General features: G+C 71.9%; 6 protein-coding genes and 1 rRNA gene. 5 read left to right on the forward strand and 2 right to left on the reverse strand.

Annotation, left to right across the window (positions count from 1 at the left end; genetic code table 11):
* Positions 1 to 87 (forward strand): 5S ribosomal RNA (gene rrf / locus ACIRRH_RS32130); the annotation flags it as partial.
* A gap of 60 nt (positions 88 to 147) precedes the next feature.
* Complete coding sequence (locus ACIRRH_RS32135; protein ID WP_403074376.1) at positions 148 to 993, forward strand: phosphatase PAP2 family protein; 846 nt, start codon at positions 148 to 150, stop codon at positions 991 to 993.
* 98 nt (positions 994 to 1,091) lie between these two features.
* On the opposite strand, the gene ACIRRH_RS32140 is transcribed toward ACIRRH_RS32135, so the two are convergent.
* Together ACIRRH_RS32140 and ACIRRH_RS32145 are read right to left on the reverse strand one after the other, a co-directional pair.
* Positions 1,092 to 1,655, reverse strand: coding sequence for a GPR1/FUN34/YaaH family transporter (locus ACIRRH_RS32140; protein WP_403074378.1), 564 nt, complete (start codon positions 1,653 to 1,655; stop codon positions 1,092 to 1,094).
* 297 nt (positions 1,656 to 1,952) lie between these two features.
* A complete protein-coding gene (locus tag ACIRRH_RS32145; RefSeq protein WP_403074380.1) occupies positions 1,953 to 4,514 on the reverse strand; it encodes a SpoIIE family protein phosphatase in 2,562 nt (853 codons plus the stop codon).
* A gap of 571 nt (positions 4,515 to 5,085) precedes the next feature.
* Here ACIRRH_RS32145 and ACIRRH_RS32150 point away from each other — a divergent pair.
* The 3 genes from ACIRRH_RS32150 to ACIRRH_RS32160 all read left to right on the forward strand — a co-directional run bounded on the left by ACIRRH_RS32150 (position 5,086) and on the right by ACIRRH_RS32160 (position 13,339).
* Positions 5,086 to 9,594, forward strand: a complete 4,509-nt coding sequence (locus tag ACIRRH_RS32150) for a HAMP domain-containing protein (RefSeq protein WP_403074556.1) — start codon at positions 5,086 to 5,088, stop codon at positions 9,592 to 9,594.
* Positions 9,595 to 9,888: 294 nt separating this feature from the next.
* A complete protein-coding gene (locus tag ACIRRH_RS32155; RefSeq protein WP_403074558.1) occupies positions 9,889 to 10,527 on the forward strand; it encodes a response regulator in 639 nt (212 codons plus the stop codon).
* 148 nt (positions 10,528 to 10,675) lie between these two features.
* Positions 10,676 to 13,339: a DNA translocase FtsK gene (locus ACIRRH_RS32160; RefSeq protein ID WP_403074382.1), complete on the forward strand. Its 2,664-nt coding sequence runs from the start codon at positions 10,676 to 10,678 to the stop codon at positions 13,337 to 13,339.
* The last annotated feature ends 182 nt before the right edge of the window (positions 13,340 to 13,521 follow it).

Below are 13,521 nucleotides of genomic sequence, written 5' to 3' on the forward strand. Positions count from 1 at the left end.
GGTTACATTCCGAACCCGGAAGCTAAGCCTTACAGCGCCGATGGTACTGCAGGGGGGACCCTGTGGGAGAGTAGGACGCCGCCGAACAATTATTCCGAAAAGCCCCTTCCCATCCCGGGAAGGGGCTTTTTGCGTTACCCTCTGCCAATGCAGAACCTGACCCTGAACTGGCAGTCCGCCGGGGCCGCCGCCATCGGCCTCTACGCGGGTGCGTACGCGGCGGTGAAGGGCCGGAAGCCTGCGCTGTCCGCGCTGTTGCGGGAGGCCGGCACGCTGTTGGCGCTGTTCGCGCTCTGGCAGCTGGTCGGGCACCTCTCGGTGATGAGTACGGACCACGCGCTGGACCGTGCGAGCTGGATCCACCACACCGAGCAGGTGATCGGACTGCCGGACGAGGCTTCCTGGCAGAAGGCGGTCACGCCGTACCCGGTGCTGGCGAGGCTGGCGAACTACTACTACGCGGTCATGCACTTCGCCGTCATGCTCGGCGTCCTGCTCTGGGTGTTCGTGCGGCACCGGGACCGCTACGCGTGGGTGCGCAACACGGTGGTGATCACGACGGCGGTCTGCCTGCTGGTGCAGTTCATCCCGGTGGCGCCGCCGCGGATGCTGCCGGAGAGCGGCTTCGTGGACCTGGCCGCCCAGTACGGGCAGTCGGTGTACGGCGGCGCGGTCGGCGGTGTGGTGGTGGCCGACCAGTTGTCGGCGATGCCCTCGGTGCACGTCGCCTGGTGCCTGCTGGCGGCGGTCGCGGTGATCCGGGTGTCACGCAGTTCGCTGCGATGGGTGATGGTGCTGCATCCGGTGCTGACGGTGGCCGTGGTGGTGGTGACGGCCAACCACTTCTGGTTGGACGGCATCGTGGCCGTGGTGATCCTGCTCCTCGCCTACGCCGTGCTGGCGTTGGTGGCACGCCGACGGGGCCGGGCCTCCGCCGGGACGGAGATCCGGCCCCGTACCACCGCCGAGGAGCGGCTGGAGCAGGTCGGTTGAACCGAGGCTGAACCCAGGTCGAGCCGAATCGGAACCCAGGTCGGGCCGAAGCGGAGCCCAGCTCCGGTCGAGGTCGGACCGAGGTCGTTCCGGACCGGTCACTTGACCGGCAGGGCGACCTTCCCCCAGGACCCGTTGCTCAGCGCGGAGGTGGCCCAGTACCAGGCGGCGAGCCCGGAGGCGGCCGCGATCCAGCCGGCGGTCTTGGCCAGGCCGCCGTAGCCGCCGAAGGTGGCGATGGCGGAGAGCAGCAGGGAGACCGTCAGCAGGCCGTAGACGGCGCGGCTGAGCAGGCCCGCGCCCCAGCTCGCGGCGGTGAGGGTGAGGGCGAGCAGGGCCCACAGCAGCAGGAAGAGGCCGGCGGCGTTCTTGCTCGCCCCGCCGGCCGCGGACCAGGTCGCCCAGAAGGCGCCGAGGCTGGTGAAGGCGGTTCCGGTGAAGCCCTCGCCGCCGCGGAGCTGCCAGAGGCCCGCGATGAAGAGGGTGACGCCGCCGAGCAGGTGGGTGAGGTGGGCCGCGTCCCCGAGTCCGGCGCCGTGCAGGATGCCGGTGGAGAGCAGACCGTAGGCGAGCAGTGTGAGTCCGAGCGCGAGGTAGCCGAGGTTACCTGCGTCGGCTCCGGTGGAGCGGGCGTTCGTTGCCCCGGAAGCGTCGTTGCTCACCGGAGGCTCCTTTCACTCTGGGCGCGCGCAGGGCGCAGTGACGCTGTGGGTGTCGTCTCGATGAGTGGATGCGCGCGACCGCACCGAAGGCACACGGCTGTGAGCGTGCGCGGGTTGCGGTCGGAAGTGATGGGCCATCGGAAGTGATGGGCCAGCGGAGAGCCGCTGGTCACGTCCCCACCGGAGGGATTCCCCGGTGAGATCGGTCTACCCGGGCCGGCCCGCTTGTACCCTTGTGAATATAACAATTTGTGACTGCGTCAGCACGGCGTCAGCACGGCACGAGCCGCGGAACGCTCACGCCTGGCGCTGGGTGGGCACCCGCAGGGTCAGGATCGCCATGTCGTCGGACGGCGGTTCCGGAGCGAAGCGCTCGACCGCGCGCTGCACCCGCGCCGCGACCGCGCCCGCGGTCAGGCCGGTGCAGCCGGTGAGCACCTCGGCGAGGCCGTCGTCGCCCAGCATCCGCCGGCCCTCGCGGCGTTCGGTGACCCCGTCGGTGACGCAGAGCAGGACCTCGCCGGGGGCGAGCACCAGGTGTTCGGCGGTGAGATCGAGGTCGTCCATGACGCCGAGCAGCGGCTGCGGGGTGGCGGCGCGGTCGACCTGGCCGTCGGTGCGCAGCCGCAGCGGCAGCGGGTGGCCGGCGCAGACCAGGGAGAGTTCGGTGCTGCCGTCCGGGCGGGGCGTCAGTTCGCCGTAGAGCAGGGTGAGGAAGCGGCTGCGCGAACCCTCGTCCAGGATGGCCGCGTTGAGCCGGCGCAGCACCTGCGGGGCGTCGAGGCCCTCGCGGGCGAGCAGCCGCAGGGAGTGCCGGGCCAGGCCGGTGACCGAGGCGGCCTCGGGGCCGGTGCCGCAGACGTCGCCGATGGCGAAGCCGTAGGTGCCCTCGCGGATGGTGAACAGGTCGTAGAAGTCGCCGCCGACCTCGTTGCCCTCGCCGGCCGCCTGGTAGTAGACGTCCACCTCGACGCCGGGGATCTCCGGCAGGTCCGGTGGGAGCAGGCTGCGCTGGAGGGCCTGGCTGGTGGCGGTGCGCTCGGAGTAGAGGCGGGAGTTGTCCAGGGCGAGGGCGGCCCGGCGGGAGAGGTCCTCGGCGAGTTCGAGGATCTCCTGACGGAACCGGACGCCGGCCGGGACGCCGAGCACCAGCAGGCCGATGACGCGGTTGCGGGCGGTCAGCGGGAGGACGACGGTCTCGCCGAGCAGTCCGGCGAGTTCCGTGCCGTCGGTGAGGCCGCCGGCTTCGGCGGTCTCGGTGGGGGCCGTCCAGAACCGGACGCCGTGGGTGGGGCCGGCCTCCGGGGCGGGGGTCTTGCCGAGCAGGTCGCGCAGTGGGTCGATGCGGTCCTCGTCCTCGTGCAGGACGAAGGCGAGCCGGGCCGGGGAGGCGTGGTCGGGGGTGGTGTAGACGGCGCACCAGGAGGCGAGGGTGGGGACGGCCATCTGGGCCATCAGCGCGAGGGTCTGCTCGTGTTCGAGGGTGCCGGCCAGCAGGTCGGAGGCCTCGACCAGGAAGGAGAGCGAGCCGCGGCGGAGCTGTTCGAGCTCGGTCAGCCGGGTGCTCTCGACGGCCAGGGCGACCCGGTCGGCGGCGAACTGGAGGCGGAGCGCGTCCTCGTTGTCGTAGCGGCCGGGCACGGCGGCGGCGATGCCGAGGGAGCCGATCAGCCGGCCCTCGACCTTGAGCGGGACGGTGACCAGGGAGCGCATGCCGCTGTCGGAGAGCAGGGGCAGGCCGGTGGGCCGAGTGGAGAGGTCCTCGTGGACGGAGGGCAGCCGGGCGGAGTCGTAGCGGTTGCCGGTCCCGACCGGGAAGCGGGCGTGCCGGCGGTGTCCGGCGGTGAGGCCGGTGGCGGCCCGGACCTCGAACTCGGCCTCGTCGTCGGTGGTGAGCAGCAGGTACGCGGCGTCGCCGTCGAGCAGGTCGCGGGCGCGTTCGACGGTGCGTTGGAGCAGGGTGTCGAGGTCGTCGGTGGCGACCGGGCCGGCCAGCAGGTCGAGCCGGGGGCCGGCCGGGTCGGGGCGGTCGCCGGGCAGGGCGCGGGCGGGGGAGCGCAGCACCGCGCGGTCGGGTTCGAGGACGAGCAGACAGAGGGTGGAGGGGACGCCCTCGGTGTCGCGCAGACGGACCTGGACTCCGTACACCTCGACCTCGCGGCCGTCCTGGAGACGGAGGCCGTAGCCGCCCTCCCAGCGGGCCATCCGCAGGGTGTCGGTCAGGCCGAGGCCTCGGGCGGGGGCCTGCGGCCAGACCGCGAGGTCGGCCCAGGGGCGGCCGAGGACGGCGGCGGCGGGGTACTGGAAGAGCGCCTCGGCGTCCGGGTTCCAGGCCAGCACCCGGCCGTCCTCGTCGAGTTGGACGACGGCGACGTGCACCGGGCCGGGGCCGCTGGGCAGATCGCTGCCGGGGGTCGCGGGAACGGCGTAGCGGGTGCCGAGCACGTGTGCGGGCAGCTGGAGGCGGAACCAGACGGTCTTGCGGCCGGCCGCGTACTCGACGCCCCACCGTTCGGCGAGGGCGGAGCACATCAGCAGGCCGCGGCCGCCCTCGCCGTCCGGGTCGGCGTAGCGGTCGGAGGCGGTGACCGGACCGTCACCGAGCGAGGGCAGGCCGCGCTCGGGGTGGTGGTCGGTGACCTCTATCCGGACGCTCTCCTCCTCGCGCAGGCAGCAGACCTCCGCGGCGGTGCCGGCGTGCACGACGGCGTTGGTGACGAGCTCGCTGACCAGCACGACCGCGTCGTCGACGACCTCGGGCAGGCCCCACCCGAGCAGAGCGTCCCGGACGAAACCCCGCGCGGCGGCCGCGGACCGGCCGTCGGGGTCGAAGGTGGCGGCTGCGCGCGCGGTGACCACGTTGCCACTTCTCCTCTGCTGCTCATGCCCTGGCTGTCCGGGGTGCGGCGCCGACTCCCCGTGCGCGCCGTCGGGGTGAGCGGCGGCGCTGGGTCGGGTCGTGGCCCGGTGCAGCGCTCCACCCTACTTTCCGCTTGGTTCCCCGTGGGGGCGGGGAGTCGAAACAGGCACCAGAGGGTGATTCTGCCCACCTGTTTCGGACGGTGCGGTACGAACCGAGCACAACCGGCGGTGCACCCGCTGCCGGTGCTGCCAGACTGGGGGGTCCGCGACGGCCGGTGGGAGCAGTACGGTCGTGTGGGTGCCGGCGCGTCTCGGGCCGCCGGTACGCAGCCCAGCCGGGCCGGTGCCCGGGTGCGTGCCGCACCGGCACGGTCGGTCACCGGACAGTTCACGATGTGGGAGGGGCCCGTTGAGTTCGGCCACCAAGGACGCAACCGGAACGACGCCACCCGCCGCGCGCGGTGGGCGCCCCGGGGCCGTGCCGCGGAACGCGGCCGGTCGGCGGGCGAGCCACAACCGTGGCGCGGAGCCCGCCGAGCTGCGCAAGCTGCTGTCGGCGCTGACCGCGATGCGGGACGGCAACTTCCGCCGCCGGCTGACCGTCCCCGGGGACGGTCCGCTGGCCGAGATCGCCGCGGTTTTCAACGAGGTCGCCGAGCGCAACCAGCACCTGACCGGCGAACTGGCACGGGTGCGGCGGGCGGTGGGCCGCGAGGGCCGGCTGAACGAGCGGCTGGAGACCGGCGCGGGCGAGGGCGCCTGGATGGCGGCGGTCGACAACTGCAACGCGCTGATCGACGACCTGGCCCGCCCGATGGCCGAGGTGGGCCGGGTGCTGACCTCGATCGCCGAGGGCGACCTGGACCAGAAGATGGAGCTGCGCTCGCTGCACAGCAACGGGGTGAGCCACCCGCTGCGCGGCGAGTACCTGAAGATCGGGCGGACCGTCAACGGGCTGGTGGACCAGCTCTCCGAGTTCACCGACGAGGTGACCCGGGTGGCCCGCGAGGTCGGCACCGAGGGCAAGCTCGGCGGCCAGGCCAAGGTCCGCAGTGTCTCGGGCAGTTGGAAGGACCTGGCGGACTCGGTCAACACCATGGCGGGCCGGCTGACCGCGCAGGTGCGCAACATCGCCCAGGTGACCACGGCGGTGGCCAAGGGCGACCTGTCCCGCAAGGTCACCGTCGAGGTGGCCGGCGAGATGCTGGAGCTGAAGAACACCGTCAACACGATGGTGGACCAGCTGAACGGATTCGCCGCCCAAGTCACCGCGGTGGCCCGGGACGTGGGGACGGAGGGCCGGCTCGGCGGGCAGGCCCAGGTGCCGGGCGTGGCCGGGGTCTGGCGGGACCTGACCGACTCGGTGAACTTCATGGCCGACAACCTGACCGGTCAGGTGCGCAACATCGCCCAGGTGACCACGGCGGTGGCGCGCGGGGACCTCTCGCAGAAGATCGAGGTGGACGCGCGCGGCGAGATGCTGGAGCTGAAGAACACCATCAACACGATGGTGGACCAGCTCTCCGGCTTCGCCGAGCAGGTGACCCGGGTGGCCCGCCAGGTGGGCACCGAGGGGCGGCTCGGCGGTCAGGCACAGGTGCCCTGGGCGGCCGGGGTCTGGCGGGACCTGACCGACAACGTCAACTTCATGGCGAACAACCTCACCGATCAGGTCCGCAACATCGCCCAGGTGACGACCGCGGTCGCCAAGGGCGACCTGTCGCAGAAGATCCAGGTGGACGCGCGCGGGGAGATCCTGGAGCTGAAGAACACCATCAACACGATGGTGGACCAGCTGGGCGCCTTCGCGGACGAGGTCACCCGGGTCGCCCGGGACGTCGGTACCGAGGGCATCCTCGGCGGGCAGGCCAGCGTGCCCGGTGTGGCCGGGATCTGGAAGGACCTGACCAACTCCGTCAACCTGATGGCCAACAACCTGACCAGCCAGGTCCGGAACATCGCCGAGGTGACCACGGCGGTGGCGCGCGGCGACGTCTCCAAGAAGATCACCGTCGACGCCCGGGGCGAGATCCTGGAGCTGGTGACGACCGTCAACACCATGGTCGACCAGCTGTCGGCGTTCGCCGACGAGGTGACCCGGGTGGCCCGTGAGGTGGGCACCGAGGGCATCCTGGGCGGCCAGGCCCGGGTGCGCGGGGTGTCGGGCATCTGGAAGGACCTGACCGACAACGTCAACTTCATGGCGTCCAACCTGACCGGCCAGGTGCGCAACATCGCCGAGGTCGCCGGCGCGGTCGCCCGCGGCGACCTCTCCAAGAAGATCTCCATCGACGCGCAGGGCGAGGTGGCGGCCCTCGCCGCGACGCTCAACACCATGGTCGACCAGCTCTCCTCCTTCGCGGTGGAGGTCACCAGGGTGGCCCGCGAGGTGGGCACCGACGGCACCCTGGGCGGTCAGGCGAGCGTGCCGGGCGTCGCCGGGATCTGGAAGGACCTGACCGACAACGTCAACCTGATGGCCAACAACCTCACCGGCCAGGTGCGGAACATCGCGCTGGTGATCACCGCGGTCGCCCGCGGCGACCTCTCGCAGAAGATCGACGTCGACGCGCGCGGCGAGATCCTCCAGCTCAAGACCAGCATCAACACCATGGTCGACCAGCTCTCCGCGTTCGCCGACGAGGTGACCCGGGTGGCCCGCGAGGTGGGCACCGACGGACGGCTCGGCGGCCAGGCCCGGGTGCCCGGCGTGGACGGCACCTGGCAGGACCTCACCGAGTCGGTGAACGAGCTGGCCAACAACCTGACCCGGCAGGTGCGCGCGATCGCCCAGGTCGCCACCGCGGTCACCAGGGGTGACCTGAGCCTGCGGATCGACGTGGACGCCGCGGGCGAGCTCGACGAGCTCAAGGACAACATCAACCAGATGATCGCCAACCTGCGCGAGACCACCCGCACCAACCAGGAGCAGGACTGGCTCAAGACCAACCTGGCCCGGATCTCCGGCCTGCTCCAGGGCCGCCGGGACCTGGAGGCGGTGGCCTCGCTGATCATGACCGAGCTGACCCCGGTGGTCTCCGCCCAGCACGGCGCCTTCTTCCTCGCCCAGCCGGCCGGCCGCACCGCCGAGCTGATCACCGAGGACGACGACGAGAACGACACCGTGCTGCGCCTGATCGGCAGCTACGGCTACCAGCGGCGGGCGATGCCGACCACCTTCCGCCCCGGCGAGTCGCTGATCGGCCAGGCCGCGGTGGAGAAGCGGGCGATCATCCTCAAGGAGGCGCCGCCCGGGTACCTGAAGATCGCCTCCGGGCTCGGTGAGGCCTCCCCGGCCCACATCGTGGTGCTGCCGGTGCTGTTCGAGGGCCGGCTGCTGGGCGTGATCGAGCTGGCCACCTTCAGCTCCTTCACCACCGTCGCGCTGGACTTCCTGAACCAGATCGCCGACCTGATCGGCGTCACCGTCAACACCATCAGCGTCAACACCAAGACCGAGGGCCTGTTGCTGGAGTCCCAGCGACTGACCGCCGAACTCTCGATGCGGTCGGCCGAGTTGGAAGCCCGCCAGGAGGAACTGGAGCGCACCAACGAGGAGTTGCAGGAGAAGGCCGAGCAACTCGCCCAGCAGAACCGCGACATCGAGATCAAGAACGGCGAGATCGAGGAGGCCCGGCAGGTCCTGGAGGAGCGCGCCGAGCAGCTCGCCCTGGCCTCCCGGTACAAGAGCGAGTTCCTCGCCAACATGTCGCACGAGCTGCGCACCCCGCTCAACTCGCTGCTGATCCTGGCCAAGCTGCTCTCCGACAACAACGAGGGCAACCTCTCGCCCAAGCAGGTCGAGTTCGCCGACACCATCCACGGCGCGGGCTCCGACCTGCTCCAGCTGATCAACGACATCCTCGACCTGTCCAAGGTCGAGGCCGGCAAGATGGACGTCCGCCCGGCCCGGATCGCCCTGGTCCAGCTGGTCGACTACGTCGAGGCCACCTTCCAGCCGGTCGCGCTGGACAAGAACCTGGACTTCGCCGTCCGGGTCTCGCCCGCCCTGCCGGTCACCCTGCACACCGACGAGCAGCGGCTCCAGCAGGTGCTGCGCAACCTGATCTCCAACGCGGTGAAGTTCACCGACGCCGGAGCCGTCGACTTCTCGATCCGCCCGGCCGGCCGGGAGGCCCCGCAGCACGTGCGCGAGCGGCTGCTGGAGTCCGGCTCGATCCAGGACCCGGACGACGAGCTGATCGCCTTCTCGGTCTCCGACACCGGCATCGGCATCCCCGGCAACAAGCTGCGGGAGATCTTCGAGGCGTTCAAGCAGGCCGACGGCACCACCAGCCGCAAGTACGGCGGCACCGGCCTCGGCCTGTCCATCAGCCGCGAGATCGCCCGGCTGCTCGGCGGCGAGATCCACGCCGAGAGCGAGCTGGGCAAGGGCTCCACCTTCACGCTCTACCTGCCGCTGCGCACCGAGGCCCCGGAGCCCGTCGGCGAGCCGCGCCCGGCCGTGGCGAACGGCCTGGCGCCGCGCGCCTCGGTCGGGGTGACCCCGGTGGGCCTGCCGGTGCCGGTCGGCGAGAACCCGGCCGACCACTGGGCCCAGGAGGTCCGCGAGCTGGCCGAGGAACGCCGCCGCGGTGCCGTGGAGCGCCGGCGCAGTGCCGCCCTGGAGAGCGTCGCCGGGCTGCGGGCGGCGGAGCCCGTGCAGCTCCGGCCGGTCAACGGGGACCGGCGTTTCGACGGCCAGCAGGTGCTGATCGTGGACGACGACGTCCGCAACGTGTTCGCCCTCACCAGCGTGCTGGAGCAGCACGGCCTGACCGTCCTGTACGCGGAGAACGGCCGGGAGGGCATCGAGATGCTGGAGCAGCACGAGAGCGTGGCGCTGGTCCTGATGGACATCATGATGCCGGAGATGGACGGCTACGCGACCACCGAGGCGATCCGCCGGATGCCCCAGTTCGCCGGCCTGCCGATCATCGCGCTGACCGCCAAGGCGATGAAGGGCGACCGGGAGAAGTCGCTGGAGGCGGGCGCCACCGACCACATCACCAAGCCGGTGGAGACCGACCACCTGCTGTCGGTGATGCACGAATGGTTGAACGGGGACCGCGCGTGACCGCGTGGGGAGGCGTGAACCCCGGACCGGGCCCCGGGGTTCACGCCAGCCGGTCGGTCGGTTTGCTGGCGGCGGGGCCCGGGAACCGGGTAGGGTCACCGATCGTTGCGAACAGTGACCGGACGGCGACACGCTGGTGAGCGTGCGCCGGAGCACTGGCTGCGCGCCGCTCCGGATCGGGTGACGACGGGGCGATGTGCCGGACGAGGGGGTGCGGCTAGCATGACCGGGGTAGCGGTGGGCAGCACGCGGGTGCCTGCACCGGGCGGCAGGCAGGCGACAGGAGGGCGAGCCCTGATGCAGAAGGCCAAGATCCTCCTGGTCGACGACCGACCGGAGAACCTGCTGGCGCTGGAGGCGATCCTCTCGGCCCTGGACCAGACGCTGGTGCGCGCGGCCTCCGGTGAGGAGGCGCTCAAGGCGCTGCTCACCGACGACTTCGCGGTGATCCTGCTGGACGTCCAGATGCCGGGGATGGACGGCTTCGAGACCGCCGCCCACATCAAGCGCCGCGAGCGCACCCGGGACATCCCGATCATCTTCCTGACCGCGATCAACCACGGCCCGCACCACACCTTCCGCGGCTACGCGGCCGGTGCGGTGGACTACATCTCCAAGCCCTTCGACCCGTGGGTGCTGCGCGCCAAGGTCTCCGTCTTCGTCGACCTGTACGCGAAGAACTGCCAGCTGAAGGAGCAGGCGGCGCTGCTGCGCCTGCAACTGGAGGAGGGCGGCGGCGAGCAGGCCCTCGGCGGGGCGCTGCTGGGCGAGCTGTCCGCGCGGCTGGCGGCGGTCGAGGAGCAGGCGGAGGCGCTCGGCAAGCAGCTGGACGGGGCCGAGGACGCCGGGGTGGCCGCCACCGCCGCGCACCTGGAGCGCAAGCTCGTGGGGCTGCGCCGGGCGCTGGACGCGATGCGCCCGGGCAGTTCCTGACCCGCTGCCGGCAGTTCACCCGTACGGGTGGTCCGGTGGGTGCGAACGGGTGAAACCCGGTCAGGGTGACGGGGTGTCTGCGACACGTCCGGGCACCCGGGCTCGGGCACGTGTGCAGTGGTCGCCCGCCCCGGTAGGCTGCTGACCCATGGCCACTCGCACGCCCGGGAACGCAGCACGTAAGACGAGTCCGGGACCGTCCAAGAAGGCCGCGGCGAAGGCCCCGGGCAAGCCGCCCGCGAAGAAGGCGGCGGCGAAGAAGGCGGCTCCCGCGAAGAAGACGGCGGCCAAGCCGGCCCCGCCCCCGCCGAAACCGTCCAGGTCGGTGCTGATGGGCGCGCTCAACGCCCTGGCGAGCCCGATCGCCGCGATCTTCCGGGGTGCCAGGAACCTCCACCCCGACCATCGCAAGGACGGGGTGGGCCTGCTGCTGTTCGGGCTCGCACTGATGGTCGCCGCCGGCACCTGGTTCAGCTCCGCCGGCTGGCTGACCGAGGCGGCCACCGCCGTGGTGTCCGGGCTGTTCGGCCGGCTCGACGTGCTGGTGCCCTTCCTGCTGGCCGGGATCGCGATCCGGCTCTGGCGCCACCCGGAGCTGCCGGAGGCCAACGGCCGGATCATGATCGGGCTGAGCGCGCTGCTGGTCGGCGTCCTCGGCCTGGTCCACATCGGCTGCGGCGCGCCCATGATGGGCAGCGGCGCCTCCCGGATAAGGGGGGCCGGCGGGATCATCGGCTGGGCCGTGTCCACCCCGATGATGGCCGCCGCCGGGCCGGCGCTCGCCGTGCCGCTGCTCCTGCTGCTGTCCTTCTTCGGCCTGTTGGTGGTCACCGCCACTCCGATCAACCGGATCGGCGATCGGGTGCGGGGGATCGGCATACGGCTCGGGGTGGTCGAGCCCGGTCCGGAGGACGAGCAGCACTGGGGGCGCACGCCGGAGCGCGAGCTGTCCACCGACCCGCCGGAGGACGCAGACCCCGACGCGCTGCCGTTCACCGTGGACACCGACGGTGACGACCCCTCGGACGAGGTGGCCGCCCGCCGGCGCCGCCGCCGGCGCAAGCCGACCGAGGAGCCGGAGGACGCCGGGCGGATCTCCCTGGACAAGGAGCCGCTGGACCCGTACGCCACCCGCGACCTCGCCGCCGGCGCGGCCGCCGACCTGGACGGCGCGCTGGTCTACGGCGTGCCCGCCTCCTCCGCGGTGGCGGACATGATGCACCAGGTGCAGGACCGCACCGCCCCGCCGGAGGAGCCCGCCGTCCCGGCCGCCCGCAGCGGTGGCCCGGGCGCGCCCGAGGAGCACGGCGCTGCGCCGGTGCGGATGGAGCAGCTCCAGCTCGGCGAGGGCGTCACCTATGCGCTGCCCTCGCTCGACCTGCTGGAGCGCGGCGGCCCGGCCAAGGCCCGCAGCGCCCTCAACGACGAGGTGGTCGCCCAGCTCACCGGCACCTTCACCGAGTTCAAGGTGGACGCCAAGGTCACCGGCTTCACCCGGGGCCCGACGGTCACCCGCTACGAGGTCGAGCTCGGCCCGGCCGTCAAGGTGGAGCGGATCACCGCGCTCGCCAAGAACATCGCGTACGCGGTGGCCAGCCCGGACGTGCGGATCATCAGCCCGATCCCGGGCAAGTCCGCGGTCGGCATCGAGATCCCCAACCGGGACCGCGAGATGGTCAACCTCGGCGACCTGCTGCGCTCGCGCACGGCCGCCGAGGACTCGCACCCGATGGTCGTCGGCATGGGCAAGGACGTCGAGGGCCACACCGTGATGGCCAATCTCGCCAAGATGCCGCACATCCTGGTGGCCGGCGCGACCGGTGCGGGAAAGTCGTCCTGCATCAACTGCCTGATCACCTCGATCCTCGCCCGGGCCACCCCGGACGAGGTGCGAATGGTGCTGGTCGACCCCAAGCGGGTCGAGCTGACCGCGTACGAGGGCATCCCGCACCTGATCACGCCGATCATCACCAACCCCAAGAAGGCCGCCGAGGCCCTCCAGTGGGTGGTGCGCGAGATGGACATGCGCTACGACGACCTCGCGGCGTTCGGCTTCCGGCACGTGGACGACTTCAACGCGGCGGTGCGGGCCGGCAAGGTCACCCCGCCACTGGGCAGCGAGCGCGAGCTGAGGCCGTACCCGTACCTGCTGGTGATCGTCGACGAGCTGGCCGACCTGATGATGGTCGCGCCGCGCGACGTCGAGGACTCGGTGGTCCGGATCACCCAGTTGGCCCGCGCGGCCGGCATCCATCTGGTGCTCGCCACCCAGCGGCCCTCGGTGGACGTGGTCACCGGCCTGATCAAGGCCAACGTGCCGTCCCGGCTGGCCTTCGCGACCTCCGCGATGGCCGACTCCCGGGTCATCCTGGACCAGCCCGGCGCGGAGAAGCTGATCGGCAAGGGCGACGCGCTCTTCCTGCCGATGGGCGCGAGCAAGCCGATCCGCATGCAGGGCGCGTTCGTCACCGAGGCGGAGATCGCCAGGGTGGTGCAGCACTGCAAGGACCAGCTGACCGCCGTCTACCGGGACGACGTGATGGCCGGGGCCGGGCCGAAGAAGGAGATCGACGAGGAGATCGGCGACGACCTGGACCTGCTGATCCAGGCGGCCGAGCTGGTGGTCTCCACCCAGTTCGGCTCGACCTCGATGCTCCAGCGCAAGCTCCGGGTCGGTTTCGCCAAGGCGGGCCGGCTGATGGACCTGATGGAGTCGCGGGGGATCGTCGGCCCGAGTGAGGGCTCCAAGGCCCGCGACGTGCTGGTGAAGCCGGACGAGCTGGACGGGGTGCTGATCACCCTTCGGGGCTGACGGTCCGGGCCCTGCGGGGCTCGGACCGTGTCCTGGGCGAGGCGTCACTCGTTCGGAGGAGGGTAGGCGCCGTGTGGGGAACCGAACGTCCGTACGCCGCGTCACACGGCGGAAAGCGAACCCCGGGCTCCCCGCGCGGCTCCGCTGACGGGCCGTCGGCGGGGTGTCGGACCCGTTCCGCT

The organism is Kitasatospora sp. NPDC101235 (assembly GCF_044767505.1).
GTDB lineage: Bacteria > Actinomycetota > Actinomycetes > Streptomycetales > Streptomycetaceae > Kitasatospora.

Bases quoted from the DNA above. Each gene is read 5' to 3' on its own strand.
- ACIRRH_RS32150 (WP_403074556.1), top strand. From the start codon at position 5,086: ATGCGGGACGGCAACTTCCGCCGCCGGCTGACCGTCCCCGGGGACGGT.
- ACIRRH_RS32135 (WP_403074376.1), top strand. From the start codon at position 148: ATGCAGAACCTGACCCTGAACTGGCAGTCCGCCGGGGCCGCCGCCATC.
- ACIRRH_RS32160 (WP_403074382.1), top strand. From the start codon at position 10,676: ATGGCCACTCGCACGCCCGGGAACGCAGCACGTAAGACGAGTCCGGGA.